General features: G+C 63.5%; 23 protein-coding genes. 15 read left to right on the top strand and 8 right to left on the bottom strand.

All coding sequences use genetic code 11. The annotated features are described in order from the left end of the window. Positions 1 to 33 precede the first annotated feature (33 nt). The 5 genes from DTX69_RS01820 to DTX69_RS01840 are packed head-to-tail and all read left to right on the top strand — an operon-like array spanning position 34 to position 4448. On the top strand, positions 34 to 1101 hold the full coding sequence (locus DTX69_RS01820; RefSeq protein ID WP_119299770.1) for an ABC transporter ATP-binding protein: 1068 nt from the start codon (positions 34 to 36) through the stop codon (positions 1099 to 1101). Further along, positions 1101 to 2006 (top strand): ABC transporter permease, encoded by a 906-nt coding sequence (locus tag DTX69_RS01825; RefSeq protein WP_119299771.1) that lies wholly within the window; start codon positions 1101 to 1103, stop codon positions 2004 to 2006. The genes DTX69_RS01820 and DTX69_RS01825 overlap by 1 nt, the downstream gene beginning before the upstream one ends. Next, on the top strand, positions 2006 to 2830 hold the full coding sequence (locus tag DTX69_RS01830) for an ABC transporter permease (RefSeq protein WP_119299772.1): 825 nt from the start codon (positions 2006 to 2008) through the stop codon (positions 2828 to 2830). The genes DTX69_RS01825 and DTX69_RS01830 overlap by 1 nt, the downstream gene beginning before the upstream one ends. A 19-nt stretch (positions 2831 to 2849) precedes the next feature. Further along, complete coding sequence (gene fabG / locus DTX69_RS01835) at positions 2850 to 3629, top strand: 3-oxoacyl-ACP reductase FabG (protein WP_119299773.1); 780 nt, start codon at positions 2850 to 2852, stop codon at positions 3627 to 3629. 60 nt (positions 3630 to 3689) lie between these two features. Further along, positions 3690 to 4448, top strand: coding sequence for a class II aldolase/adducin family protein (locus DTX69_RS01840; protein ID WP_119299774.1), 759 nt, complete (start codon positions 3690 to 3692; stop codon positions 4446 to 4448). Between the two features lie 9 nt (positions 4449 to 4457). Here DTX69_RS01840 and DTX69_RS01845 read toward each other — a convergent pair whose 3' ends face one another. Together DTX69_RS01845 and qhpR are read right to left on the bottom strand one after the other, a co-directional pair. Further along, on the bottom strand, positions 4458 to 5450 hold the full coding sequence (locus tag DTX69_RS01845) for a M23 family metallopeptidase (protein WP_119299775.1): 993 nt from the start codon (positions 5448 to 5450) through the stop codon (positions 4458 to 4460). A gap of 122 nt (positions 5451 to 5572) precedes the next feature. After that, complete coding sequence (gene qhpR / locus DTX69_RS01850) at positions 5573 to 6643, bottom strand: AraC-like transcriptional regulator QhpR (RefSeq protein WP_162916507.1); 1071 nt, start codon at positions 6641 to 6643, stop codon at positions 5573 to 5575. 225 nt (positions 6644 to 6868) lie between these two features. On the opposite strand from qhpR, the gene DTX69_RS01855 reads away from it, so the two are divergent. From DTX69_RS01855 to DTX69_RS01895, 9 genes are all read left to right on the top strand, one after another. Continuing rightward, positions 6869 to 7867, top strand: coding sequence for a phosphotransferase enzyme family protein (locus tag DTX69_RS01855; RefSeq protein WP_119299777.1), 999 nt, complete (start codon positions 6869 to 6871; stop codon positions 7865 to 7867). An 11-nt stretch (positions 7868 to 7878) separates the two neighbouring features. Further along, positions 7879 to 9186, top strand: coding sequence for a class-III pyridoxal-phosphate-dependent aminotransferase (locus DTX69_RS01860; RefSeq protein ID WP_284735488.1), 1308 nt, complete (start codon positions 7879 to 7881; stop codon positions 9184 to 9186). 10 nt (positions 9187 to 9196) lie between these two features. Next, a complete protein-coding gene (locus DTX69_RS01865) occupies positions 9197 to 10792 on the top strand; it encodes an aldehyde dehydrogenase family protein (protein WP_284735489.1) in 1596 nt (531 codons plus the stop codon). Positions 10793 to 10794: 2 nt separating this feature from the next. Beyond that, entirely contained in the window at positions 10795 to 11412 is a 618-nt protein-coding gene (locus DTX69_RS01870; protein ID WP_119299778.1) for a BMC domain-containing protein, read from the top strand. After that, positions 11409 to 11855 carry a hypothetical protein gene (locus DTX69_RS01875; RefSeq protein WP_119299779.1) on the top strand — a complete coding sequence of 149 codons (447 nt, stop codon included), beginning with the start codon at positions 11409 to 11411 and terminating at the stop codon, positions 11853 to 11855. The genes DTX69_RS01870 and DTX69_RS01875 overlap by 4 nt, the downstream gene beginning before the upstream one ends. Further along, positions 11852 to 12112, top strand: a complete 261-nt coding sequence (locus DTX69_RS01880; RefSeq protein ID WP_119299780.1) for a EutN/CcmL family microcompartment protein — start codon at positions 11852 to 11854, stop codon at positions 12110 to 12112. The genes DTX69_RS01875 and DTX69_RS01880 overlap by 4 nt, the downstream gene beginning before the upstream one ends. 30 nt (positions 12113 to 12142) lie before the next feature. Then, entirely contained in the window at positions 12143 to 12424 is a 282-nt protein-coding gene (locus DTX69_RS01885) for a BMC domain-containing protein (protein WP_119280364.1), read from the top strand. Between the two features lie 202 nt (positions 12425 to 12626). Beyond that, positions 12627 to 13262: a microcompartment protein gene (locus tag DTX69_RS01890; RefSeq protein ID WP_119299781.1), complete on the top strand. Its 636-nt coding sequence runs from the start codon at positions 12627 to 12629 to the stop codon at positions 13260 to 13262. Between the two features lie 208 nt (positions 13263 to 13470). Next, entirely contained in the window at positions 13471 to 14064 is a 594-nt protein-coding gene (locus DTX69_RS01895) for a PRC-barrel domain-containing protein (RefSeq protein ID WP_119299782.1), read from the top strand. A 603-nt stretch (positions 14065 to 14667) separates the two neighbouring features. Here the strand turns inward: DTX69_RS01895 and betC are convergent. The 3 genes from betC to DTX69_RS01910 form a co-directional block, all read right to left on the bottom strand. Then, positions 14668 to 16191 (bottom strand): choline-sulfatase, encoded by a 1524-nt coding sequence (betC, locus tag DTX69_RS01900; RefSeq protein ID WP_119299783.1) that lies wholly within the window; start codon positions 16189 to 16191, stop codon positions 14668 to 14670. A 64-nt stretch (positions 16192 to 16255) separates the two neighbouring features. Beyond that, a complete protein-coding gene (locus tag DTX69_RS01905) occupies positions 16256 to 16945 on the bottom strand; it encodes an FMN-dependent NADH-azoreductase (RefSeq protein WP_119299784.1) in 690 nt (229 codons plus the stop codon). Between the two features lie 18 nt (positions 16946 to 16963). Then, a complete protein-coding gene (locus DTX69_RS01910) occupies positions 16964 to 17989 on the bottom strand; it encodes an NADP-dependent oxidoreductase (RefSeq protein WP_119299785.1) in 1026 nt (341 codons plus the stop codon). A gap of 114 nt (positions 17990 to 18103) precedes the next feature. Here DTX69_RS01910 and DTX69_RS01915 point away from each other — a divergent pair, with 114 nt between their 5' ends. After that, the gene (locus DTX69_RS01915) at positions 18104 to 19003 is read left to right on the top strand and encodes a LysR substrate-binding domain-containing protein (protein WP_119300030.1); all 900 of its coding nucleotides are present in this window, start codon (positions 18104 to 18106) and stop codon (positions 19001 to 19003) included. 9 nt (positions 19004 to 19012) lie between these two features. On the opposite strand, the gene DTX69_RS01920 is transcribed toward DTX69_RS01915, so the two are convergent. The 3 genes from DTX69_RS01920 to DTX69_RS01930 are packed head-to-tail and all read right to left on the bottom strand — an operon-like array spanning position 19013 to position 21243. Further along, on the bottom strand, positions 19013 to 19714 hold the full coding sequence (locus tag DTX69_RS01920; protein ID WP_119299786.1) for a fumarylacetoacetate hydrolase family protein: 702 nt from the start codon (positions 19712 to 19714) through the stop codon (positions 19013 to 19015). Continuing rightward, on the bottom strand, positions 19711 to 20466 hold the full coding sequence (locus DTX69_RS01925; protein WP_119299787.1) for an ABC transporter permease: 756 nt from the start codon (positions 20464 to 20466) through the stop codon (positions 19711 to 19713). Before DTX69_RS01925 ends, DTX69_RS01920 begins: the two co-directional genes overlap by 4 nt. Before the next feature lie 9 nt (positions 20467 to 20475). Continuing rightward, a complete protein-coding gene (locus tag DTX69_RS01930) occupies positions 20476 to 21243 on the bottom strand; it encodes an ABC transporter ATP-binding protein (protein ID WP_284735490.1) in 768 nt (255 codons plus the stop codon). Between the last annotated feature and the right edge of the window lie 27 nt (positions 21244 to 21270).

A 21270-nucleotide genomic window follows, 5' to 3' on the forward strand; every position in this document is an offset into this window, starting at 1 on the left:
GATTGCACGCAAGAGGGGCCGGTATCCCGCGGCATGAATACACGCACACCCGTCATCGAGCTTCGGCAGATCACCAAGTCGTTCGGCAGCTTCACCGCCGTCCATACCATCGACCTTGTCATCGGCGAAGGCGAGTTCTTCACGATTGTCGGCCCGTCGGGCAGCGGCAAGACCACCGTCCTGCGCATGCTGGCCGGGCTGGAGACACCGACCAGCGGCGACATCCTGTTGCGGGGCAAGCGCATCAACGACGTGCCGGCGAACCGGCGGCCGACCTGCATGGTCTTCCAATCGCTGGCCCTGTTTCCGCACCGCACGGTCGGCGAGAACATCGAGTTCCCGCTCAAGATCCGTGACGTGTCCAAGGCCGACCGCAAGGCGCGCGCGCTCCAGCTGATGGAGCAGCTGCGCCTGCCTGCGGATTATTACGGCAAGAACGTCACCAAGTGCTCCGGCGGCGAGCGGCAGCGCGTCGCGCTGGCCCGGGCGCTCGCCTACAATCCCGACATCCTGTTCTTCGACGAGCCGCTCAGCGCGATCGACTACAAGCTGCGCAAGACGCTCGAGAAGGAACTGAAGGACATCCACCGCGAGACGGGCAAGACCTTCATCTACATCACCCATTCGCTGGAAGAGGCGATGGTGATGAGCGACCGGATCGGCGTCATGCGGCAAGGCCGCCTGGTCCAGGTGGGGACGCCGAACGAGATCTACACGGCGCCCAACAGCAAGTTCGTCTCGGAATTCATCGGCGACGTGAACATCATCCCGGTGGCGATCAACGGCACCGGCAAGCTGCATTCCGCGGAGCTGGGTGCGGAGTTCACTTCGCCGCCCATTCCGGCCGGCTTCCGCTCCGGGCACCTGGTCGTACGCCCCGAATCCATCCGCATCGTCGAGCGCAGCGATAGTGCCGAGAACAGGTTGAGCGGGCGGCTGTACAACGAATATGCGCTGGGGTCGCGCATCCAGTACCAGGTGCGCGTGGGCGAGCAGGTGTTCATCGTGGAGCGGCTGCGGCAGCAGGCGTTCCAGGGCGGCATCGACAGCGAGGTCCAGATCGGCTGGAACGCCCGCGACAGTATTCTGGTGGGCGACTGATGGCCGAAGCCAGCGCACCTGCGATCGCCACCCGCCAGCCGCGCTTTGTCATCCTGCGCTGGCTGAAGCTGCGGCCCGGCGCCGCGCATGCGCTGCCGGTGATCGCGTTCCTGCTGATCGGCTTCGCCGCGCCGCTGGCGTGGGTCATCATGTTCAGCTTCATGCCAGAGCGGAGCTTCAGCCTTCTGAACGAGCCGACCCTCGATAATTATGTTACGATCTTCTCCGGCACCACCTACCGGTCGTTCCTGTGGTCGCTCGGCCTCGCCGCGGTGACGGTCATCCTGCTGGCGCTCATCTGCTATCCCATCGCCTATGGGCTGACGCGCGTGTTCGGGCGCTGGTCGACGTTGCTGACCCTGCTCTTCACCATTCCGCTGTTCGTGTCGGAGAACGTCCGCCTCTATGGCTGGATCCTGTTCTTCATCAAGAACGGCGTGATGCTCGGGACGCTCAAGTCTCTGTTCGGCTACGAGGGCGAGACCTGGCTATTCACCGAAGGCATGATCGTGCTCGGCATGGTCTATGTTTACATGCCGTTCATGCTGTTCCCGATGACCCTCGGCGTCAGCATGGTGCCGAACGAGACGCGCGATGCTGCCTTCGATTTGGGCGCGAGCCGCTGGCAGGTTTTCAAGGAAGTGGACCTGCCGCTGGCCATGCCGGGCATCGTCATCGGCTTCCTACTTTCCTTCGTGCTCGCCGTCGGCGCGCTTGTCGAAGCGAAGGTGCTCGGCGGTCAGCGTGTCATTCCAATCGTCCATGAGATCGAGCTTGCCTTCACCTATGCCCAGAACTGGCCGCTCGGCGCGGCTCTCGCGGTTCTCCTGATGCTGGTTGTCGGCACGCTGGTCATGCTGGTCCTGCGGCGGTTCGACCTCGATACCATCCTGGGGAGGCGCTGATGGCCGGCGCGACGACATCCGGCGCTGCGGGCTCCAAGAGGTGGCGCACTGCCCTGCTCTGGGCCTGGGTGCTCAGCGTCGTGGCCTTCATGTACATGCCGGCCTTGTCGCTCCTGCTCGCCTCTTCGACCTCGAGCCGCTACTTCATTTTCCCGATCACGCGCTGGGGCTTCGACTGGTGGGAAAAGACGTTCAACTCGATCGAGATCCACATCCTGTTCAAGACCTCGATCTCGATCGCCTTGTGCGTGACCGTCATCGCGGTGGTGATCGCCTTCTTCGGCGCGCTGGCCTTCGCGCGCTACGACTGGAAGGGTCGCTCGCTGTTCCAGAAGATCGTGTTGCTGCCGATCTTCTTTCCGCAGTCGGTGCTGGGGCTTGCGCTGCTGCTCTGGTTCAATGCAATGGGTATTCCCCTCTCCTGGAAGAGCACGGTGTTCGCGCACCTGGTATGGATCGTGCCGGTCGTGACGCTGGTGATCTCGATCCAGGTCTATAGCTTCGACCCGGCATTGGAGGAAGCCGCCTTCGACCTGGGCGCCACGCGCTGGCAAGTGCTGAGAGAGGTCACGCTGCCCGTTCTGTTCCCCGGCTTGTTCTCCGGCGCGCTGTTCGCCTTCCTGCTGTCCTGGGGGAATTTCCCGCTGTCGCTGTTCACGACCGGCGCCGACACGACACTGCCGGAATATCTCTATGCCAAGATGATTGCCGGCTATACGCCCGGCGTGCCGGTACTTGGAACCGTATCCACCATGATGGCCGCGATCCTGCTCCTCGGCGGTTACGGCCTGATCGTGTTGCGGCGCCGCGCGCGACTCAAATAGGAATGTAGGGAGGAACATCATGTCTGCATCGCTGAAGGGCAAATCCGTCATCGTCACCGGTGGCAGCAAGGGCATCGGCAAGGGCATCGCGAAGGTGTTCGCCGGCCATGGCGCCAAGGTTCTGATCGTGGCGCGTCACCTGAAGGATGCGGAGGCTGCGGCACAGGAGCTGGGCAAGGGCGGCGCGACCGTGGGCGCGTGTGCCGCGGATGTCACCAAGCTCTCCGACATGGAGGCGATGGCGAAGGCTGCGGTCGACCGGCATGGTGCGCTGGACGTCCTGTGCGCCAATGCCGGCATCTTCCCGCAGGCCAAGATCGAAGAGATGAGTCCCGAGAGCTGGGACGAGGTGATGAACACCAACCTCAAAGGCACCTTCCTGGCGATCAAGGCCTGCGTGCCGCATCTCAAGAACAGCAGCCAGGGGCGGATCGTCATCACCTCCTCGATCACCGGCCCGGTCACCGGCTATCCGGGCTGGACCCATTACGGCGCGACCAAGGCCGGCCAGCTCGGCTTCATGCGCACCGCCTGCATCGAGCTGGCAAAATACGGCATCACGGTGAATGCGGTCATGCCCGGCAACATCGTGACCGAAGGGTTGGCGGGATTGGGCGAGGATTACATGAAGACCATGGCGGCTTCGATCCCGCTGAAGCGCCTGGGCGCAGTCGAAGACATCGGCAACGCCGCCGCCTTCTTCGCCTCCAGGGAAGCGGCCTACATCACCGGCCAGACGATCATTGTTGACGGCGGGCAGATCCTGCCGGAATCGCTGGAGGCATTGGCCTCGGCCTAAGCATTTGCATTTAAAGCCGGTTGCGGCGACACTCGGCCCAGATTCTCTGGGAGTGCAGAAATGTCGGTCACCCAACTGAAGACCAGCCGCGATGCGACCGAGTGGCAATTGCGCGTCGACCTTGCCGCCGCCTTTCGCCTGACGGTGCAGATGAACTGGCACGAATCGGTCGGCAACCATTTCAGCGTTGCCGTCTCCGCCGACGGCAAGACGTTCCTGATGAATCCGAAATGGCGGCACTTCTCCACCATACGGGCCAGCGATCTGCAGCTGCTCGACGCGGATGACGACAGCATCATGCACGCGCCGGAGGCGCCTGACGTTTCCGCCTGGGCGATCCACGGCGGCATCCATGCCAGCGTCGCCCATGCACGCTGCTTGCTGCATCTGCATCCGCCCTACGCGACGGCGCTCGCCGCACTGGCCGATCCGGAGCTGAAGCCGATCGACCAGAACACGGCGCGTTTCTACAACCGCCTTGCCATCGACCTCGCCTACGATGGCATCGCCGAGGACAAGGCCGAAGGCCAGCGCCTCGCTCGCGTGCTGGGCAACAAGCGCACCATCATGATGGGCAATCACGGCGTCCTGTGCGCCGCGCCCACCGTCGCCGAGGCGTTCGAGGACATGTATTTCCTGGAGCGCGCCGCCCAGACCATGATCCTCGCCTACTCCACGGGGCAGAAGCTCAACATCATGCCGCACGAACTGGCGGAAAAGACCGCCCGCGGCTGGGAAGATTACGGCGACAGCGCCTTCGCCCACTTCGAACAGTTGAAGCAGGCGCTGGACAAGGCGGATCCCAGCTATAAGGAGTAGCTGCTCGAGCTAGTTCGGACTCGCCGGCGCAACGACCTGGCCTTGGATCGGCTCGCCGCGCCCGACCATCTTTCCGTCGGCACGATAGTTCTCGAAAAAGGCGGGCAATCCTTCCCCAGCCCGCAAGTCCGGCGTGGTCTGCAGGTGAAAGTGCAGGTGCGGCTCCGAAGAGTTTCCACTATTTCCGCATTTGCCGAGTTCCTGTCCGGTCGTTACCTGATCGCCAGGCTCAATCGTGACGCTGCCCTTTCTCAGATGCGCGAGGAAGGCAAACTCACCCTTGCCGAGATCGAGAATGACGTGGTTTCCGGCCGGATTTTTCGGATTGCCTTCCCCGATCGGCTGATCGCGCAATCCGTCGACTGCACCGGCCACCACGCCTTCGGCAGGCGCAAGGATCGGCTGGTCCCAACAATGATAGCTGTCGAGCTTGGCCGCATCGCCAGCGTAGCTCGCACCATTCTTGCGGATCAGAAGATCGAGCGCGAACCGCTGCGCTTTATCGGCGGCATGATAGTTCTGCTCGAGCGTACGGCCGCCCCAGAACACGAACCATTCGCCCCGGAAAGGAACCCGCAAAACGGCTTTGGTCTGATAGTCCAAAAAGCGGCTCTCGGCGACCGTTTGCGCGGGACGGACGAAGAAACCGGCGATTTTTCCCTGGGGGTCAAAGGACCACTGCATCACAAGCTGCGTGCCGGATTTCGTCCATTGCGCTGTTCGCCGATAGGTCTGAATCTCGCCCTGGTCCTGCACATCCTCCTGCGGCGCATCTGCTTCAGCGCCGTGGGTCTGCTCCAGCTGGTTGCGGAGATTCCTGAGCGTGGCTGGATCGCCAAGTGCCGCGCGGAGCTCAGGCGTCATCGCCGGCCAGATCTGCGACATATCGCGACCCAGGAAAGCTTCGGATAACGCTCGTCCTTTCACCAGCGCGGAGTCATCCGCATTGGTGGAGGCCACGACTCCAAACGCTGCAAGGCTGACGATCAGTAGTAACCGCATTTCTTCATCCGCCGGGATGACATCGCATCAGAACGTCAGGCGGCAATCGGCCGGTTGAATCTAGATGTCATCTGGAGGTGGGCGGAGGCGATGTCAACCGCACCGCCGGAATGCGGCGGACTTCAATGACCCGTCTTCACCCGCCGATAGTGTCGCGGCGAAGTGCCGCTCCAGCGGGTGAAAGCGCGGCTGAAAGCGCTCAACTCCGAATAGCCCAACAGCAGCGCGATCTCCGTCAGCGGTAGCTGGCGCTGCTGCAGATACAACTCCGCCAGGTTACGCCGGGTCGTTTCCACGGCGTCCTTGTAGGTGACGTTGTGGTCGGACAGCTCGCGCTGCACGGCCCCAGGAGAAATGCGCAGGTCATGTGCGATCTGCTCCAGCGTCGGATAACCGTTCGGCAGGCGCATGCGGATGGCGGCGCAGATCCGATCGTAGAGCCCGTCCGCGGCGGGCGAGCTCGGGCCCAATTGCTCCATGCAGGTCTGCATCACAGCGAGCAGCTGCAGGTCGCGCGCCGGCATGGATCGACCAAGGATGTCGGTGCGGAACACCAGAGCATTGGTCGGCTGGCTGAAATAGACTGGCGCATCGAACGCGTCTTCATGCTCCTTCCAGGCCTGCGGACGCGGGTGTTCGAAGTGCACTTCCTCCGGCGCCCATTTCGTACCGCATGCTTCGCGGATCACATTGAGGAACATACCGAGCGACAGCTCCGCGTCCTGCCGCCGTGCCACGATATCTGGCGCCACGATCTGATATTCGAGGCGCAGCAAGCCATCCTTGCGCTTCACGCAGCGCAGGAAGGACGAGCCCTGCTGATAGGGGAAGAGATTGACGAGCGTCTCAAGCGCGCTGCCCAAGGTAGGCGCGGAAATCGCGGCATAGCCCCATAGGCCCAGGTCGCGCGGCATGAACTGGTTGCCGAACTCCAGGCCGAAATTGTCTTGGCTCGTGCGGCGCGCCGCCTCCTCGAACAAAGTGATGAAGGACGCCAGGCGCAGCTGAAGTGTGGGCATGCCGGCCATCTCAGGGGCGATGCCGGCATTGCCGAAAATGCTGTCGATGTCGCCATGTAGGCGCTCGATATGACCGACGATGCCGGTGGCGGCGGAAGCGAGGATCGCCGGCTGCGCGCCCCTCGGCGTCGCGGCCGAACCGCCGATGTTGGCAGTTCCAACAATCCCGCTCATGGTCAAAGGCTCCCCTGCTGGAATCCAGCCCAACCCTGCAGACATGTGATCTTCGCATAGGCCCAACGGCGGGATCAAGGCAGCCTCTGAGCCGGCCTTTCTGTCAAGATCGGCCGCTCACCTGTCAAGCATCGTGCCATTACCACATCTAGCTTGCCTCAATGCGCAGATGCCCCTAGCAGCACGATGCTATGGGGCGAATCAGGATCATGCGCAGGGGCTGGAATGAACGGAATATTGACCCACGAGCAATTGCTGCAGGCTGTCGGCCAGGTGGCGGAAGCGGCCCTGCCCTGCTGGGGCCTGGGCGGTGCAACGCTCGAGATGATCAATCATTCCGAAAACACGACCTATCTCGTCACGCCGGCCAATGGTGCACGGCCGGTCATCCTGCGTGTGCATCGCGAAGGCTATCACAGCGTCAATGGCATCAAGAGCGAGCTCGCCTGGATGCATGCCTTGCAAGCGGAAGCGAACGTGCTGACGCCGCAGGCGATCCCCGGCCTCGATGGCGAGGAGATCCAGAGCGTCAGCCATCGCGCTTTGCCGCGCCCACGCAATTGCGTGCTGTTCCACCTGATCGACGGGCAGGAGCCCGCCCAGGAAAACCTGATCGAACCCTTCAAGCAGCTGGGCGAGGTGACGGCACGTACGCACATCCATTCGATGGGCTGGAAGCGGCCGCCCTATTTCGAGCGCCTTAGCTGGGACTTCGAGCACTCGCTCGGCCAGCAGGCGAACTGGGGGCCGTGGGAAGAAGGCCCGGATATGACTCCCGAGCACCGATCGATCCTGCAGCGCCTGGTCGACACGCTCGAGCGGCGGCTAAACAAGTTCGGCAAGGCACCGGATCGGTTCGGCCTGATCCATGCGGATTTCCGTCTCGCCAATCTCCTCATCCACAACGGCAATACACGCGTCATCGACTTCGACGATTGCGGCATCGGCTGGTTCCTCTATGACGCCGGCACCGCCGTCAGCTTCTTCGAGCACAAGCCCGAAGTGCCGGAGCTGATGGAAGCGTGGAAGGAAGGCTATCGCCGCGTCCGCCCGCTCTCCAAGGAAGAAGAGGACGAGATCTGGACCTTCATCCTGCTCAGGCGGATGTTGCTGCTCGCCTGGATGGGATCGCATCACGAGACCGACCTCGCCAAGCAGGAAGGGCCAGCCTATTGCGTCGGCTCCTGCGAGATGGCCGAGAAATATCTGAGCAGATACGGCTGAGGAGTCGCCCGATGGCCAATCCCGACAACGCCGAGATGCTCGAGGCCCAGAGCCCCGAGAAGAAGGAGTTCATCCGGAAATCCATCGAGTTCTGGAATCCGGGCAAGACCCAGTTCTGGCAGGATGCCGGCGTCGACTTGGTGATCGACCGGCGCGAGGGGTATTTCCTCCATGATATGGATGGCCGCCGCCTGATCGACGTGCATCTCAACGGCGGCACCTACAATATCGGCCATCGCCATCCGGAGCTGGTCGAGGTGCTGAACCGCGGCACGCAGCGGTTCGACATGGGCAACCATCACTTTCCGGCGCTGGGCCGTACTGCGCTCGCCGAGAAGCTGGCCAAGAGCTGCGGTGGCGACCTGCACTACACGATCTATGGTTCAGGCGGCGGCGAGGCGATCGACATTGCCATCAAGACCGCGCGTCATGCCAAGCAGAAGAAAAAGATCGTCTCCATCATCAAGGCCTATCACGGCCACACGGGTTTGGCGGTCGCAGCCGGCGCCGACCGTTTCTCCAAGCTGTTCCTCTCGGAGAAGCCGGACGAGTTCATCAATGTGCCGTTCAACGATCTCAACGCGATGGAAGACGCGCTGAAGGCCAAGGACGTCGCGGCCGTCATCATGGAGACGATTCCCGCGACCTACGGCTTCCCCATGCCGCTGCCCGGCTACCTCACCGAAGTGAAAAAACTGTGCGAGCGCTACGACGCGCTCTATATCGCCGACGAAGTGCAGACCGGCCTGATGCGCACCGGCGAGATGTGGGGCTATCAGCGCTATGGCATCCAGCCCGACATCGTCGTCATTGGCAAGGGCATCTCCGGCGGCATGTATCCGATCGCCTGCGTGGTGGTGCGCGAACCCTATGCCGGCTGGCTCAAGCAGGATGGGTTCGGACACATGGCGACCATGGGCGGCGCGGAGCTCGGCTGCCTGGTTGCCATGAAGACGCTGGAGATCCTCGAGCGGCCGCAGATGAAGCCGATGGTCAACTACATCTCCGAGCTGATGGCGAGCGGCCTAGCCGAGATCATGAAGCTCTATTCCGACTTCTTCGTCGGCATCCGGCAGTGCGGCGTCGTCCTGGGGCTCGAGTTCGACTACCCCGAAGGGGCCAAGCCAGTGATGAAGCACCTCTACGAGAACGGCGTGTGGGCGATCTTCTCCACCCTCGATCCGCGCGTGCTGCAGTTCAAGCCCGGCGTGCTGATGACCGCACCGCTCTGCGAGGAATTGCTGGAGCGCGTGGAGCGTTCGATTGGCCTGGCGCGTGCCGAATGCAAGGGATCGGGAAAGCGCCGCTACGCCGCATGAGAGAGCCACGATGAACGCGATCGTCGAAGAGCTGCTGGCGGGCGAAAAGCGCCAGACCGGCACTGCCGACATGATGCTGCAGCTGGCGGAGTGGGCCGCCGCTTCCTATGCGCACTATGACCGTGCGGCGGTCGATCGCATCACCAAGGCCGCAGCGGATGCGGCATTCGCCTTGGCGGGTCCGCTGGCCGAGGCGGCGGTCAAGGAAACCGGCTTCGGCGTCGCGGAGCACAAGAAGATCAAGAACGAGATCTGCTCCCGCGGCATCTACGAGGCCTACAAGAGCGAGGATTTCTGTTCCAAGCGCGTGATCGCTGAGCAGAAGATCGTGGAAGTGCCGCGCGCCGCTGGTATCGTCTTTGCCCTCACCCCCTCCACCAATCCGGTCTGCACGGTCTTCTTCAAGATCCTGCTGGCGTTGATGACGCGCAATGCCATCATCGTCTCGCCCCATCCCTATGCGAAGAAGTGCTCGGCTGAAGGGGTTCTGGCGATGGCCAAGGCGGCCGAGCAGGCCGGCGCGCCGGCTGGAATCATCCAGATCATCACAGAACCGAACCTGCCGCTTATCAACTACGTCATGCAGTCGCCGCGGGTGAGTGTGATCCTCGCGACCGGCGGGACGCCGATGGTGCGGGCAGCCTATTCCTCCGGCAATCCCGCGATCGGCGTCGGACCCGGCAACGCGCCGGCCTTTGTCGATGCCAGTGCTGACTTGAATGTCGCTGCCAAGCGCATCATCGGCTCCAAGAGCTTCGACAACTCGATCCTGTGCACCAACGAGAGCGTGGTGGTGGCGGAGGAGGCCATCGCGGACAAGCTGTTGCAGGCGATGGCGAAGACCGGCGCCTATGTGGCAAAGCCCGATGAGGTGGACAACATCCGCGAGTATCTCTTCGGCCTCGGTTCCTTCAATGTCGAGGTGGTCGGGAAGAGTGCAACCGAGATCGCATCGCGGATCGGCATCAAGGTGCCGTCTTCGACCAAGGTCATCCTCACGCCGATCGATCGCGTCGGGATCGATGAAGCGCTGTCCAAGGAGAAACTCTGTCCCGTGCTGGGCTTCGTGCGCGTGCCGCATGTCCATTCGGGCATCTCGACGTCACGTGCGTTGATCCGCATGTCAGGTGCCGGTCATTCCGCTGCGATCCACAGCAGCAATCCCGCCAATATCCTCCGCTTTGCCAGCGCCGTGAAAGCCCTGCGCGTCGTGGTCAATGCGCCCTGCAGCCAAGGCGCCGCGGGTTTCGGAACCCACCTTGCGCCCTCCTTCACAATCGGCACCGGCTACTTCGGCCGCTCGTCGGTGGGCGAAAACATTGGCCCCAAGCATCTCGTGAACTGGACGCGCATCGCCTATAGCGACGAAGCGAACGAGGCGTTCGGCGACTTCTCCGGCCTTGAGACCTGGAACGGCCAGGCGCCGTTGCCGATCGGTCGCGAAGCACCGATGACCATCGGCCGCCTTCAGGAAGGGGCGGAGCGGGCCGACCAATCGCTGTTCGCGCAAGTCGGTGGCGACGCGGTCGCCGACGAGATCGCCCTGATGCGGGAGGAGATCCGCCGCATCGTGCTCGAAGAGCTGCGCGCGGCTTTCAGGAAGTGATCATGGCCGAGTTGCGCTCCTTCATCTTCATCGACCAGCTGCAACCGCAGACTCTGTGCTACATGGCGACGTGGATGCGCGGAAGGCTGCCGCGCACCAACATGGCGGCGCAGATCATCGAGGTGGCGCCGGGTCTCGACATCGAGCCTCTGACCAACGTCGCGCTCAAATACGCCGAGGTCGGCGGCGGCATCCTGGTGGTCGAGCGGCAGTTCGGCTATCTCGAGTTCCATTCGCGCTCGACCGGGCTGGTCAAGGCAGCAGCTCAGGCCGTCCTCGAATCGCTGGAAGCCGACGAGAGCCAGGCGACGCGGCCGCAGATTCTCGCCTCCAAGATCGTCACGCGCGTCGATCCGGTGCACGCCTTCCTCATCAACCGGAACAAGCTCGGCTCCATGATCCTCCCCGGCGAATCATTGTTCGTGCTGGAGATGCAGCCGGCAAGCTACGCCATCCTTGCCGCCAACGAGGCGGAGAAGTATGCCGATATCAAGATCATCGATTATCGCATGGTCGGTGCCACGGGCCGCGTCTATCTCTCCGGCGAAGAATCATCCGTGCGCAGTGCCGCAGCAGCAGCAGAGGAAGCGCTGCAGAACCTGTCGAGGCTGGCGGCATGATCGACAAGAGCCTCCTGCGCGAGCTGGTCAAGTCGGTGATCGCCGAAGAGGTTGCGGCGATCCGAAAGCCCTCGACCAACGCTGCTCCGCCGCTTTCGGAAGAACGCGTCACCATCGCAAGCGATGCCGATCTGGTCGCCTTTGCCCGCCGCGTCTTGTCGCTCGCAAGCGATCCCGCCAAAGCGAAGGAGATCGCGGCGGGGCGCTATCCCTTCCGGCTGGCTCGCCCTGCGACGCAACCTGCTGCAACGCCCGCTCTTCAAGCGACTGCCCCGGTCGCTCAGTCTCACCGCATCGACAGCGGTGTTGTCACGGAATCCTCCCTCAACAAACTGCCTCGCGGTCTCTCGCGTCTGGTGCTGGGGCCGGGCGTCACCGTCACGCCCCTGGCCAAGGATCGCGCGCGCAGCCTCGGCCTTACGTTCGAAAGGATGAAGCCATGATACGCGGTCACGTCATCGGCCGGTACTGGGCCACCAAGCGGATCGATCACATCCCGTCCGGCGCCTTCCTGGAGGTGGAGACCGAGGGCGGAAGCCGCATCATGGCGCTGGATGTTCTGGGTTGCGGCGAAGGGGAAGAGGTCATGGTGGTGACCGGCTCCACCGCGGCCGCCTGGCTGGGCGGCGGCAAGATCCCGATCGACGCGCTCATCATCGGCTCGCTGGATCAGCCCAGCGGCGCCAACAAGAAAAAATAACGCAACTCCAACTGAAGAACGGAGAGTGAGATGTCCAACGCAATCGGCATGATCGAAACCAAGGGCTTCGTCGCGGCATTGGCGGCTGCCGACGCCATGGTCAAGGCGGCGAACGTCACCATCGTCGGCCGCGAGCAGGTCGGCGACGGCCTGGTCGCCGTCATCATCAACGGCGATGTCGGCGCGGTGAAGGCCGCGACCGAGGCCGGGTCGGAAGCGGCGAACAGCGTCGGCACGCTGGTCTCGGTCCACGTGATCCCGCGCCCGCACGCCGATCTTGCCAAGCACTTCACGACGGTGCCGGGGAAGTAAGGGCGTTTGCTTAAGGACTTCGTGGTGGCGCGCCGATTCCTTCGCTCTGCTCTTAGCCCCCTCCTCCGATATGGGGGAGGGTCAGGGAGGGGTAAGCCGCGCCTCCCTGGCAGGGAATCTTCGCTCGCTTCCCCCGCCCCGGCCCTCCCCCAGCCTGGGGGAAGGGATTCAGGTTGCGTGAGTCCGCGATGCGGAGCTTTCAATGACTGAGCTTCGTGTCTACCTCCCGATCGAATCGCTGGCGCGGCAGTTCGCGGCCTATATGGCGACGCCCATGCGTGCGCGTGGCTATCCTCCGATGGAGGGCGAGCACAGCCTGATCATCGAAGTGGCGCCGGCCCTCGCGATCCATCGCATCTGCGATCTGGCGCTGAAGAGCGCGCCGGACATGGAGCCGGGTCTACTCTATGTCGAGCGGCAATACGGCCTGATGGAGCTGCATCATTCCGATCTCGACTCGCTTCGCTCGGCGGGGCAGGCAATCCTGAGCGGCATCGGCCGCAAGCCAACGGATCAGTTTAAGCCGCGCACCTTGTTCGCCGACATCATCGAGAACGTGGCGGACCAGCACGCCATCATCCTCAACCGCACGCGCGAAGCGTCCATGCTGCTGCCGGGCAAATCGCTGCTGGTCTACGAGCTGGAGCCGGCGCTGTTCGCCACCGTCGCAGCGAACGAAGCGGAGAAGGCGGCACCCGGAATCACTTTGGTCGACCTGCAGATGATCGGCGCCAGCGGCCGCCTTTTCATTGCCGGCAGCACGCACGATTGCGAACTGGCGCGCGACCGCATCGACGAGGTTCTGGGCGCGATTGAAGGGCGCCAATCCGGACGCTGATCGAGGCTGCGACGCCTCGCCGCTTGGCGCGTGACTTTTCTGTGATTTTCCGCGGATTGCAAGGTCTTATTGGGTCACCGGACGGGGCCGCGAGCCATCACATTCCCGCGTGCCCGGCGGCGCCGGGAACTGGCATGTGAAGCCCTGTGTTTTTCTTGCGTCGCCGGGCGTTGCCTGGCGAGACGTTACACTCAGGAAGGAGCGTCAGATGTTGAAGAAATTCTTCTTGCTCTCGACGGTCGCTTCGCTTGCCGCATTTCCAGCTCTGGCGCAAGAGGCGACTCAGCCGACGACGATCACGCCGCCGGCCGAGCAAACTACGCCCGCGCAGCCCGCGGACCAGGCGCCGGCAGGTGACATGACTCAGCAGCAGCCCACCACGGATCCGGCCGCGCCGACAACGGCCGAGACCGAGCAGGCGGCTTCGCCACCACCGAGCGAAGCGGTCATTCCGGCACAGGCTGCCGATCAGGTGCGTGCTGAAAAGCTGATCGGCATGGAGGTCTATGACACAAACGGCGACAAGGTTGGCACCGTGAAGGACATCCTGTTCGACAAGGATGGCAAGGCCACCGGCATGGTCCTCTCTGTTGGCGGCGTGCTCGGAGTCGGCGCGAAGCAGGTAGGCCTACAGTGGAGCGAAGTCGACATCCAGTCGGATGCCGAAGTAGCTAAGATCCAGTACAACCAAGACCAGCTGAAGGCGGCCCCAGACTTCAAGACCCAGGAAGCCCAGAAGGCCGAAGCCGATGCGGCTCAGATGCAGACGCAGCAGGAGAACGCACCGGCTCCGACGCAGTAAGCTGTCGATCGTGACGTGACGCTGCGACGCCCGGCGGATTTGTCCGCCGGGCGTTTTCTTTCTTTCGATCAGGCGACGCCAAGGACAACGTTGATGTTGCCGCGGGTCGCATGCGAATGAGAGCAGACGATATGCGCCTGTTCGATCGGCACTTCGGCGACTGCGCGCGAGGCCCGGCAGGCTGATCCGGCATTGCGCCCTCTCAGGAATGACCTGCTGCGCCTGCGCGATGCGCTGAACAGCACCGAAACAGTAACGGCCCGGTGAAACCCGAAGGCGTCACCGGGCCGTCTCTTCGGAGTGCTGGCGGTACTCCGGAAGATTCGAGTGGAAGCTTTGGCCGGCGGCTCACGCCGCCGGCCGCAACACGCCAAGCGGGCCACACCCAGGAGATCAGGAGCCTTGGCCAGCCCACCTGCCGGTGTTTCGAGATCCCAGCCTCCCATTGACTTTGAACCTCGCGTTCGGGCCTCAACAAGCAGGAACCGTACCAATGCGCTCCTGCTCGGAATCGTGCGAATTTCTGGGCTTTCATCGTTCTGGATAGGAACACTGCACAGGCTTTGAGCAGGCGGCTGCCCAGGGAATTGGCGGGCCGGCGCCTTACCTGCGGGGCCGGCGCAGCGCGCGGTCCGGATCAGGCCGTGTCGGATCGTAGTTGCGATAATAGGAATCCGCTGCGTCGGTTTTCGGGGCATAGTCCCACGGCGCGATGCGGCCTGTGGTCAAGGCAGCGTGGATCATGCGCCGCTGCCGCTGGCTCGCGATAACATCCGATCGAAGCCGGCCGAAGTCCCAGTGCTGCTCCGCGGCGCGCAGCAGGTCCGCAACCATGCCCGCATATGCAGGCTCCAGCGCCAGGTTGCGCAGTTCTACCGGATCGCGCGCGAGATCGTAGAGCTCGGATCCATCGGTGACGGAATGCACGAACTTGTGCGAACCGCGGCGGACCATCACGACTGGCGCGTCATAGCCCTCCGCCAGATATTCACCGCGAATGTCGACCCGTGCCGCCGCTTCGCCTTTCACAACCGGCGACAAATCACGCCCGGCTAGCTCCCTGTGCTCAAGCCTGGCGCCGATAAGGGCAGCGAGGGTCGGCAAGAGATCGAGGTGGGAGACCGCTTCCTTGATCCTCTGGCGCGGCCTTATTCCTGGCCCGGCGAGCAGCAAGGGCACGCGCACGGCGCGCTCGTAAAACGTCATCTTGTACCACAGCCCGCGCTCGCCCAGCATGTCGCCGTGGTCGGAGGTCACGATGACCATCGTGTCGTCGCTGATCCCGCCAACCTCCAGCGCCCGCATCAATCGACCAAGCACATCGTCGCAATAGCTCAACATGGCGTAATAGGCACGGCGCGCCCGGCGAACCTGTGCCGGAGAGATCGGGACCTCGTCGCGGTCGTAGAGCGCGTGCATCCGCCGCTCCACCGGATTCCGATCCTTGGCACTGCGCCGGGGCAAGTCCGGCATGTCGATCTCGGAATCCTGGTACAGGTCCCAGAACGGCCGCAGCGCCTGGTAGGGATCGTGTGGATGCATGATGGAGAGGGTCAGCATGAATGGCCTGCCGTCCGGCCGGTCCGCCGCGGCGTGCAGCCAGTGCACGGCCTGCAGGCACGCCTCCTCGTCATATCGCAGCGACAGCGAATGATCGCACGGCCCCGCCTCCGCCACGGAATGCAGCGTGTGGAACCAGGGTTGGACCGTCTCCGGATGCTCCCAGTCCGGCACCCAGCCGAAGTCCGATGGCGAAAGATCGGTGGTGAGCCGCTCCTCGTATCCGTGGAGTTGATCGGCGCCGGTGAAATCCATCTTGCCGGAGAGGCAGGTGCGATAGCCCGCATTGCGCAGATGATGCAGCAGCGTCGGCACGCCTGCCGGCAGCTCCACCGCATTGTCATAGGCGCCGATCCGGCTGGGCAACCGGCCCGTCAGCATTGCGAACCGCGCCGGCGAGCACAGCGGTGATGCGCAATAGGCGTTCGCGAACAGCGTGCCCCGCGCCGCCAGCCGTGTCATATGCGGCGCTCGCACGATGGGATGCCCGTAGACCGGCAGCGACAAGGCCGCCATCTGGTCGAACATCACGAGGAGAATGTTGGGGCGCTTGTCCGGGCGAGGCATTGCGGGCTTGGAACAGGGAGGCAGGCCGGATCATCCTGCCGCCTCGGCCTCCCGGTCAAGTGGGTCACGCGGCCTTCCGCTCTCCAACCTCCCTTGACAAACGCTCGACGAGCGCATCGACGGCCTGCTCGGCTGCGGCGATCGAGGCTTGCAGCCGTTCATCGGCAAACTCGTCATACTCGATCGCGATGCTGTGGAAATCCGTGACGCCGAGATAGCCGAAGACGTCACGCACGCCGCCTTCCACATGATTCACGTGAGCCTGCCGCCCGCCGGGATCATAGCCGTGATCCCCGCGCGCGCTGAGCACGACGAGCCGCTTTTCCAGACCGGCCAGCATCGGCCAGTACGGATCGCCTGGCCGTGACCGGTCGAAGCCGAAGGTGCGTCCGACCCGCACGATGTTGTCGATGTAGGCCTTGAACTGCGCCGGCATGCCGAAGTTGTACATCGGCACGCCGGCGACGATCAGGTCGGCGGCGAGCAGCTCGTCCACCAGCGCATCGCTCTCAGCCAGTACCGCGTGCATCCAGGGCTCGCGCTGGTCTGGCTTGGTGAAGGCCGCGTGGATCCACTTGGCCGTGACCGGACTAGGCGGCGATTGGCCGACATCGCGATAGGCCACCAAATCGCCCGGCCGGTTCGCCAGCCAACGCCGGACGAAACGGTCGGTGAGGCGACGCGTGTGCGAGCCGTACGGGCTGCGATCCGAGCTGTCGGGCCGGGCACTGGAAGCAATGTGCAGCAGTTTCATAGCGTAGCTCCTGAGTGATTAGCTCTCGGCGACTTTGACCAGCAGTTTTCCGAAGTTCCGGCCCTCCAAGAGGCCGGCAAGGGCAGCCGGCGCACGCTCGAGGCCGGTCACGATGTCTTCGCGATGTTTGATCTTGCCCTCCCTCACCCAGCGCGCGACCTCGCGCAGGAAGGCGTCGGTCTGAGAGTCGAAGTCGAGCACGATGAAGCCCTGCACAGTGAGGCGCTTGTAGAGGATCGTGTTCATCATGCCCGGCAAACGATCAGGGCCTGGCCCGGGGCCTGTGTCGTTGTAATGTGCAATCAGACCGCACACCGGCACGCGCGCGAAGTTGTTGAGGAGCGGGAAGACGGCATCCCAGACATGGCCGCCGACATTTTCGAAGTAGATGTCGATTCCGTTCGGTGCTGCCGCCTGGAGCTGTTCGGTAAGATTCGGCGAGCGATGATCCAGCCCCACGTCGAAGCCCAGCTCCTCGGTGAGATACCGCACCTTGCCGGCACCGCCCGCGATCCCGATGACCCGGCAGCCTTTCAGCTTGGCGATCTGACCGACGATTGAACCGACCGCGCCGCTCGCCGCCGCAACCACCACTGTCTCGCCGGCTTTCGGCTTGCCGATGTTGAGCAGGCCGGTGTAGGCGGTCATGCCCGGCATGCCGAGCACGCCAAGCGCGGTCGAGATCGGCGCGAGCGTGGGATCGACCTTCCGCAATCCGGTATCGTCTGACACCGCGTAATCCTGCCAGCCGGTATAGCCGAGCACGATGTCGCCGACCGCGAGTGCCTTGTTTCGCGACGCGAGGACCTTGCTGACGGTTCCGCCTGGCATCACGTCGCCGATCCCGATCGGCTCCGCATAGGATTTTGCATCACTCATGCGCCCGCGCATGTAGGGATCGAGCGACAGCCACAGCGTCTTCAGCAGCACCTCGCCGCCCCTGGGATCTGGAATGTCCTCTTCGAGCAGACGGAAATTGTCAGATCTTGGCGCGCCGATCGGACGCGAGGCGAGAACGATCCTGCGGCTCTTGAGTTGGGCCATGATCTCAGTCTCTCCATCGTGACTGTTTGATCACTAGATGGAGGACCCCGCCCACATTGACAAAATCATGCTCTTCAGGGGATGGATGAGTTCAATTCATTCATGAGATCGCCAATGAGACGCCTGCCGCCCCTCGCCACCTTACGAGCCTTCGAAGCAGCCGCGCGCCATTCCAGCTTCAAGCGTGCGGCGGAGGAGCTGCACGTCACGCCGACTGCGATCAGCCACCAGATTCGGCAGCTGGAACAGGCGATCGGCACGCCCTTGTTCGAGCGGCGAACGCGGCAGGTGGTATTGACGCCAGAGGGGCACGTGCTACTGCCGGTCCTGACCGACGGATTCGATGCCTTCGCGCGCACCATCGAGGGACTCACGCGCAAGAGCCGGCGCACCACGGTCACGCTCTCGGCAACACCGGCCTTTGCCGCCAAGTGGCTGGTGCCGCGCATTGCCGCGTTCCGCAAGGCGCGGCCGAACATCGATTTGACCTTATTGGCAACTTTGGATGTCGTGGACGTGAAAAGCGGCGTCGCGGATCTTGCGCTGCGCTACGGGCGGCGCAGCTCCTACCCCGATCTGATCGCGGAGCCGTTGACCATCGATCGGTTTGCGCCGGTAGCGAGCCCGCGTCTCGGTCTCAAGAAACCGAGCGACCTGCGCTCAGCGACCTTGATCCACTCGGACTGGCGCCGCAACGATCCCAGGAATCCGACTTGGCGCCACTGGCTGAAGATCGCCGGCCTGGACGGCATCGACGCACGCGCGGGGCTGCGCTTCAGTGACGAGACGCACGCGATCCAGGCAGCGGTGGCCGGCAACGGCGTCGCGCTGCACAGCATGCTGCTGGTGCAGGAGGAGTTGGCGACGCGGACACTCGTTGTGCCGTTCGGGCCGGAGATCGACGGATTCACGCTGCATCTGGTGCGCGGTCCCGAGCGGCCTCTGACCGAGCCGATCGCAGCAGTGCAAGGTTGGCTGCGTGGCGAGTTCGCCCGAAAGCCTCACCAGCGCTGAGATCAGGCGTTATCCGACCGTTACCCGCAACTCCCCTACGCCATCGACGCCGCCATGGAGCACGTCGCCGCGCTTCACAGGCCCGACGCCGGCCGGCGTGCCAGAGAAGATGAGATCGCCGGCGCGCAATTCGAACAGGCCGGAGAGATAGGCGATCATCTCCGGCACCTTCCAGATGAGCTGGTTGAGATCGCCCTTCTGGCGCACCTCGCCGTTGATCTCCAGCCAGACGGCACCTTGCGACGGATGACCGACGACGGAAGCCGGCACGATCTCCGAGCAGGGCGCTGCGGACTCGAACGCCTTGCCGACTTCCCAGGGACGGCCGAGCTTCTTTGCCTCACCCTGGAGATCGCGCCGCGTCATGTCCAGGCCGACTGCATAGCCGAAGACGTGGGCCAATGCCTGATCCTGTCGGATGTCCTTGCCGCCGGATTTCAGCGCGACCACCATTTCCAGCTCGTGATGCACATCTTTGGACGCGTCGGGATAAGGGAAGGTCCCGCCGCTCAGTACCAACGTGTCGGGGTTCTTCTGGAAAAAGAACGGCGCCTCGCGATTGGGATCGTGGCCCATCTCGATGGCATGCTCGGCATAATTCCGCCCGACACAATAAATGCGATGCACCGGGAACAGCTTGTCCGAACCGCGGATCGGCAACGTCGGCAGCGAATGCGGCGCGAAGATGTAACGGCTGTTCTCAATATTCATTGTCTCACTCCTGCATAATATTCGATGCGTTTCTCAAGCATGCCGACCAGCTCCGCTACCAGCAGCGCGAAGGCGAACAGCACGATGGTCAGCGCCCAGAATTCCTCCATCAGGAAGCTGCGCGAATAGAGCTCGAACAGCTCGCCGTAGCCGATGATCGAGACCAGCAACTGACCGATGACCACACCCTTGACCCCGCGGATGAAGCCGAGGCGGATGCCGGCCAGGATCTCCGGCAGCGCGGCCCACAGGATGATCTTGGCGTAGACGTCGCGCCGTCCGGCGCCGAAGCTGCGGGCCATGTCGATGAGAGAGGGCGTGATGTGCTTGACCCCCGCCTGCGTGTCGAGCGCGATGATCCAGATCGCGAACAGGAACACGCTGACCACGATGGTCTTCGCGCCCATGCCGAACAGGATCATGAGCACCGGCACCAGGGCGGACAGTGGCGCGCTGGCGAACACGTTCACCCACATGCCAAGCAGATTCTCGGCTGCCTTCACCCGCCCCATCAGGACACCGAGGGCAATGCCGCAAACAATCGCCAGCGCCATTCCGATGCAGAACGTCGTCAGCGTGGTCCAGGTGGCAGCGAGGAACTTCGGGCTCTGCACCAGCTCGACCAGGGCGGCGAGCACACCGCTGAAGGGCGGAAACAGCAACACCAGCTCCAGGCGCCCGACGATCTCCCAGATCAGGCACCACAGGATGAGCGAGCTCATCATCGGCACGCGGTAGCCGAACAGAGTCATGGTCCCCCCTCAATCCACGAAGTGCCGAAGGCCCTGCCAGATCTCCTCGACCGTATCGAGATAGGCGCGGTCGCGGCGGATCTCATCGGGCGAGCCGGAGCGGTCGATCTGCGGGGTGATCACTTGCGAGACGCGCCCCGGCCGGCGCGACAGCAGCACAATGCGATCGGAGAGGTAGACGGCCTCCTCGATGCTGTGCGTGACAAAGATGAAGGTCTTGCGTTCGACCTCGCGCAGGCGCAGCAAATCTTCCTGGAACTTGCGGCGGGTCTGTTCATCGACCGCGGAGAACGGCTCATCCAGCAGCAGGACGTCGGCATCCACGGCCAGAGCGCGCGCCAAGCCGACACGCTGACGCATGCCGCCGGACAGCTCATGCGGGTACTTGTCTTCGAAGCCGGCAAGGCCGACCTGCTCGATATAGCGCCGCGCGGTCTCGTGCCGCTTAGCTTCCGCCACGCCACGCAGCTCCAGGCCGAACCCGACATTGCGCAGCACCGTCGCCCAGGGCATCAGCGCGAAATCCTGGAACACGAAGGCACGTTCCGGCCCCGGCCCTGTCACCTTACGGCCCTTGACCAGCACATCGCCTGTGCTCGGCTCCAGCAATCCCGCGATGATCTTCAGCAATGTCGTCTTGCCGCAGCCGCTCGGTCCCAGCAGGCTGGTGAGGGCACCGGCGGAGAAATCGAGGTCTACGTCCTTGAGCGCATGGACCTGGCCCGGATAGATCTTGTTGATGCCGCGGACCGAGATGATGCTCTCAAGGCTGGCCATATTCTCTCCATGCGGGTCGGCGGCGCG

The organism is Dongia deserti (assembly GCF_003574735.1).
Taxonomy (GTDB): domain Bacteria; phylum Pseudomonadota; class Alphaproteobacteria; order Dongiales; family Dongiaceae; genus Dongia_A; species Dongia_A deserti.

What these genes read in the sequence shown, in the direction of transcription:
- DTX69_RS01820 (WP_119299770.1), top strand. Translation starts at nt 34, where the DNA reads ATGAATACACGCACACCCGTCATCGAGCTTCGGCAGATCACCAAGTCG.
- DTX69_RS01825 (WP_119299771.1), top strand. Translation starts at nt 1,101, where the DNA reads ATGGCCGAAGCCAGCGCACCTGCGATCGCCACCCGCCAGCCGCGCTTT.
- DTX69_RS01830 (WP_119299772.1), top strand. Translation starts at nt 2,006, where the DNA reads ATGGCCGGCGCGACGACATCCGGCGCTGCGGGCTCCAAGAGGTGGCGC.
- fabG (WP_119299773.1), top strand. Translation starts at nt 2,850, where the DNA reads ATGTCTGCATCGCTGAAGGGCAAATCCGTCATCGTCACCGGTGGCAGC.
- DTX69_RS01840 (WP_119299774.1), top strand. Translation starts at nt 3,690, where the DNA reads ATGTCGGTCACCCAACTGAAGACCAGCCGCGATGCGACCGAGTGGCAA.
- DTX69_RS01845 (WP_119299775.1), bottom strand. Translation starts at nt 5,450, where the DNA reads ATGCGGTTACTACTGATCGTCAGCCTTGCAGCGTTTGGAGTCGTGGCC.
- qhpR (WP_162916507.1), bottom strand. Translation starts at nt 6,643, where the DNA reads ATGAGCGGGATTGTTGGAACTGCCAACATCGGCGGTTCGGCCGCGACG.
- DTX69_RS01855 (WP_119299777.1), top strand. Translation starts at nt 6,869, where the DNA reads ATGAACGGAATATTGACCCACGAGCAATTGCTGCAGGCTGTCGGCCAG.
- DTX69_RS01860 (WP_284735488.1), top strand. Translation starts at nt 7,879, where the DNA reads ATGGCCAATCCCGACAACGCCGAGATGCTCGAGGCCCAGAGCCCCGAG.
- DTX69_RS01865 (WP_284735489.1), top strand. Translation starts at nt 9,197, where the DNA reads ATGAACGCGATCGTCGAAGAGCTGCTGGCGGGCGAAAAGCGCCAGACC.
- DTX69_RS01870 (WP_119299778.1), top strand. Translation starts at nt 10,795, where the DNA reads ATGGCCGAGTTGCGCTCCTTCATCTTCATCGACCAGCTGCAACCGCAG.
- DTX69_RS01875 (WP_119299779.1), top strand. Translation starts at nt 11,409, where the DNA reads ATGATCGACAAGAGCCTCCTGCGCGAGCTGGTCAAGTCGGTGATCGCC.
- DTX69_RS01880 (WP_119299780.1), top strand. Translation starts at nt 11,852, where the DNA reads ATGATACGCGGTCACGTCATCGGCCGGTACTGGGCCACCAAGCGGATC.
- DTX69_RS01885 (WP_119280364.1), top strand. Translation starts at nt 12,143, where the DNA reads ATGTCCAACGCAATCGGCATGATCGAAACCAAGGGCTTCGTCGCGGCA.
- DTX69_RS01890 (WP_119299781.1), top strand. Translation starts at nt 12,627, where the DNA reads ATGACTGAGCTTCGTGTCTACCTCCCGATCGAATCGCTGGCGCGGCAG.
- DTX69_RS01895 (WP_119299782.1), top strand. Translation starts at nt 13,471, where the DNA reads ATGTTGAAGAAATTCTTCTTGCTCTCGACGGTCGCTTCGCTTGCCGCA.
- betC (WP_119299783.1), bottom strand. Translation starts at nt 16,191, where the DNA reads ATGCCTCGCCCGGACAAGCGCCCCAACATTCTCCTCGTGATGTTCGAC.
- DTX69_RS01905 (WP_119299784.1), bottom strand. Translation starts at nt 16,945, where the DNA reads ATGAAACTGCTGCACATTGCTTCCAGTGCCCGGCCCGACAGCTCGGAT.
- DTX69_RS01910 (WP_119299785.1), bottom strand. Translation starts at nt 17,989, where the DNA reads ATGGCCCAACTCAAGAGCCGCAGGATCGTTCTCGCCTCGCGTCCGATC.
- DTX69_RS01915 (WP_119300030.1), top strand. Translation starts at nt 18,104, where the DNA reads ATGAGACGCCTGCCGCCCCTCGCCACCTTACGAGCCTTCGAAGCAGCC.
- DTX69_RS01920 (WP_119299786.1), bottom strand. Translation starts at nt 19,714, where the DNA reads ATGAATATTGAGAACAGCCGTTACATCTTCGCGCCGCATTCGCTGCCG.
- DTX69_RS01925 (WP_119299787.1), bottom strand. Translation starts at nt 20,466, where the DNA reads ATGACTCTGTTCGGCTACCGCGTGCCGATGATGAGCTCGCTCATCCTG.
- DTX69_RS01930 (WP_284735490.1), bottom strand. Translation starts at nt 21,243, where the DNA reads ATGGCCAGCCTTGAGAGCATCATCTCGGTCCGCGGCATCAACAAGATC.